This window comes from Vibrio sp. 9-16B-A1, assembly GCF_056726165.1.
In genome coordinates, this window is the sequence record NZ_JBSDZD010000032.1 from 1 (window position 1) to 3,246 (window position 3,246).

Annotated in this window: 3 protein-coding genes; 2 read left to right on the forward strand and 1 reads right to left on the reverse strand. The window is 43.2% G+C overall.

Features of this window, described 5'->3' with window-relative positions:
- Nucleotides 1-121 precede the first annotated feature (121 nt).
- A complete protein-coding gene (locus ACVB80_RS24205; RefSeq protein WP_481083826.1) occupies nt 122-1,321 on the forward strand; it encodes an IS4 family transposase in 1,200 nt (399 codons plus the stop codon).
- Nucleotides 1,322-1,460: 139 nt separating this feature from the next.
- Here the strand turns inward: ACVB80_RS24205 and ACVB80_RS24210 are convergent, their stop codons facing one another.
- Nucleotides 1,461-1,907 carry a hypothetical protein gene (locus tag ACVB80_RS24210; protein ID WP_481083827.1) on the reverse strand — a complete coding sequence of 149 codons (447 nt, stop codon included), beginning with the start codon at nt 1,905-1,907 and terminating at the stop codon, nt 1,461-1,463.
- 329 nt (nt 1,908-2,236) lie between these two features.
- Between ACVB80_RS24210 and ACVB80_RS24215 the strand changes: the two genes are divergently transcribed.
- Nucleotides 2,237-3,246 (forward strand): IS4 family transposase (locus ACVB80_RS24215; RefSeq protein ID WP_481080767.1); only part of this gene is annotated, 1,010 nt, incomplete at its 3' end.

Consider the following 3,246-nt stretch of genomic DNA (forward strand, 5'->3'; position numbering starts at 1 on the left):
CTTACGAATCCCCTCATAATTTCCTTTCAAAACAATGAGTAGACGCACATCGCCCTATCTGATCTAATGAATTTCGCCAAAAACACACCTTCACAGATAGATAAGAAAGAGATTCTTAGCGATGTGCGATATCCAGATTCTACAGCAAACACTGGCTCAACAGTGTCCCAACATTCACAAAAAACGACTTAATTCTCTGATACTTGCTACCAAATCCGTTCTCGACGGCGCTGAGTTGACCCTGACCAAAATTGGTCGTTCACTTGAAGCAAATACCACGGTAAAGCATTCAATTAAACGCATCGACAGACTCCTCGGAAACCACAACCTTCACCGAGAAAAAGACGCCATCTATAAATGGCATGCTTCACTTATTACCCACGCTAACCCCTTTCCTGTTGTTCTTGTCGATTGGTCTGATGTTCGAGAGCAACTACGGTACATGACCTTACGTGCGTCGATTGCTGTTAAGGGACGAGCGGTGACGCTATACGAGCAAGCTTTCGAATATAAACAGTACAACTCACCCAACAGTCACCAACTCTTCTTGAACAAACTGCAAACCATACTCCCTGACGGATGTGTTCCAATCATTGTTTCCGATGCTGGCTTTCGAAATACCTGGTTTCGACAAGTAGAAAGTAAAGGGTGGTTCTGGCTTGGCCGTGTTCGTGGCGAAGTCTCTATCAAACTTCCTAACCAAGCTTGGTGCTCGAACAAAACCTTCTATCCAGAAGCCACTGATAAACCGCGTTTTCTTGGTGAATGTGAACTAGCGAAACGCTCCCCTCTAAAGTGTTCTGCTTACTTGTATAAGGGTCAACCCAAAGGCAGAAAGGCACATCGTCACAGCAGAACTTGTCAAAAGCACTCGGCTGGAAAAGTATTCCTCAAAGGTGCAAAAGAACCGTGGTTACTTGTTACGAGTTTGCCCAATAACATCATGAATGGGATTCAGATAACTCAACTCTACTCAAAGCGAATGCAGATAGAAGAATCCTTTCGGGATCTCAAAAGTCCTGCTTATGGGTTAGCACTGAGGCACAATCGAACCCGATGCACCAAGCGCATCGACATCTTGTTGCTCATGGCGCTACTGGCCGAAATCATTATGTGGTGGAATGGGCTAATCGCGATGCAAGCCAAATGGCAGTGGGACTTCCAGGCCAATACTATTAAGCACCGGCGTGTACTCTCAATTACCAGACTGGGACGAGAAGTGCGGAAGCATCGACGCTACCACATTCGAGAGCAACAATACCGATGGGCAATCATAGAATATCAACGGTTAACGCACTTCTGTGGGATGACAGAATTATGAGGGGATCCGCCAGCGCCCAATTAAGCGGCTGCTAACGCCACTGGACTTGATTAGACCGGAGTAAACACCATTGCCAACCAGAACCAAAAGTGCCACAGGTTAGCAGTCCGACTTTAATTGATTGTTACACACATTTTGATTAGATTATGGAATTTATGTAGTTTATCAATCCGATAATAGTTGGAAATAAACCAAGAGTGATAGCAGCTTTCCTTTTATCTGAAAGAGCTTCAACCTTGTTACCATAATACACATTATATCCTTCATCACCAACCTCCTCTAGTAGATTGCTACCTGATTGAGGTATCGCTGTTGAAGTTTTATTAGCGGTGTAGCCGTTAATAATCTCATCTAACTCTCCTTGAGAACCTTGGAAGTAGAGACGCAGTGAAAGATAACTGGTACATACCCCGAAAACCAGAATAAGGATGTACTTACCTTCAGATATTCCATATGAATATCTCAGAATGAACAACATAGATAGGAGAATTACAGGTATGATTAAAACTTTAGACAGGGCTAAAGTAAAAATAAAGGGGATCTTATCTAACCGCTTTGATGCGATAAAAGAATCTAGATTTTTCAAATTTTACTCCTTTTATTTATACCCTGAAATCACAGGATTACTTGGCATATTAGCATTTGGTGTAATTTTAAGCATAGTGTTAGAAAAAATACTTTAACTAAATTACCCACGAACAATTACTACAGTTGTTATTTCAGAGTGAACAGCACACCCACTCTGTTATATAGAATAGGGGTAAATTTATAGGATAGGTGTGTAACGCCCGCTTCTTACGAATCCCCTCATAATTTCCTTTCAAAACAATGAGTAGACGCACATCGCCCTATCTGATCTAATGAATTTCGCCAAAAACACACCTTCACAGATAGATAAGAAAGAGATTCTTAGCGATGTGCGATATCCAGATTCTACAGCAAACACTGGCTCAACAGTGTCCCAACATTCACAAAAAACGACTTAATTCTCTGATACTTGCTACCAAATCCGTTCTCGACGGCGCTGAGTTGACCCTGACCAAAATTGGTCGTTCACTTGAAGCAAATACCACGGTAAAGCATTCAATTAAACGCATCGACAGACTCCTCGGAAACCACAACCTTCACCGAGAAAAAGACGCCATCTATAAATGGCATGCTTCACTTATTACCCACGCTAACCCCTTTCCTGTTGTTCTTGTCGATTGGTCTGATGTTCGAGAGCAACTACGGTACATGACCTTACGTGCGTCGATTGCTGTTAAGGGACGAGCGGTGACGCTATACGAGCAAGCTTTCGAATATAAACAGTACAACTCACCCAACAGTCACCAACTCTTCTTGAACAAACTGCAAACCATACTCCCTGACGGATGTGTTCCAATCATTGTTTCCGATGCTGGCTTTCGAAATACCTGGTTTCGACAAGTAGAAAGTAAAGGGTGGTTCTGGCTTGGCCGTGTTCGTGGCGAAGTCTCTATCAAACTTCCTAACCAAGCTTGGTGCTCGAACAAAACCTTCTATCCAGAAGCCACTGATAAACCGCGTTTTCTTGGTGAATGTGAACTAGCGAAACGCTCCCCTCTAAAGTGTTCTGCTTACTTGTATAAGGGTCAACCCAAAGGCAGAAAGGCACATCGTCACAGCAGAACTTGTCAAAAGCACTCGGCTGGAAAAGTATTCCTCAAAGGTGCAAAAGAACCGTGGTTACTTGTTACGAGTTTGCCCAATAACATCATGAATGGGATTCAGATAACTCAACTCTACTCAAAGCGAATGCAGATAGAAGAATCCTTTCGGGATCTCAAAAGTCCTGCTTATGGGTTAGCACTGAGGCACAATCGAACCCGATGCACCAAGCGCATCGACATCTTGTTGCTCATGGCGCTACTGGCCGAAATCATTATGTGGTGGAATGGGCTAAT